1 protein-coding gene is annotated in these 531 nt (G+C 60.5%); it reads right to left on the bottom strand.

Annotated features, from left to right (window positions below):
• Positions 1-59: 59 nt before the first annotated feature.
• A partial coding sequence (locus Q664_RS46135) for a hypothetical protein (RefSeq protein ID WP_235217147.1) occupies positions 60-531 on the bottom strand: 472 nt, incomplete at its 5' end.

Below are 531 nucleotides of genomic sequence, written 5' to 3'. Positions count from 1 at the left end.
GCCCCCAGGCTGTGGTGTGAGCCGCGCCCCTATCTCACGGAGGCCCCTGACGCTGCTCGCTACATTCTGAGGGTCGAAGCCAGATACTCCTCTGCAGAGAAGCCGCGTACGCCCTGTTTTGGGAACCTGAATTGGAGCTTCACAATCTCTTTGCGGTCTGGGGCGACGTCTTCTCGGAAGGAGAGCTCGATTCCGACCTCGTCTTTGAGGCCCTTCACGGCCATGTCGATCGTGGTCCAATTGACCACCACTCTGGCGGGCCAAGTGATGTCGCGACGCTTTGTTTGCACCGCCTGGATGATGAGCCGGATCTGCTCGTAGCCCTCGCGTGAGAGTCCCTCCTCCGTTGGGTTACCAGACCACGAGTACAGGAATTCGGTTTCGACGCTCATTGGGTCCCCCTTCGCGAACCTCTCCAAGGAATTCATGATAACGGAGGCCCGAGCTACCGGAGGGGATTTCACGGTGGGCGCCGCATCGAACCTGGACGATACCAAGCCCTTCCACGTGGTGAGTGCGCCGACGCTGCGG

It is taken from the genome of Archangium violaceum Cb vi76, assembly GCF_000733295.1.
GTDB lineage: Bacteria > Myxococcota > Myxococcia > Myxococcales > Myxococcaceae > Archangium > Archangium violaceum.
The sequence above is the reverse complement of the archived record's forward strand: the minus strand, read 5'-3'. Positions and strand labels throughout refer to the sequence as shown.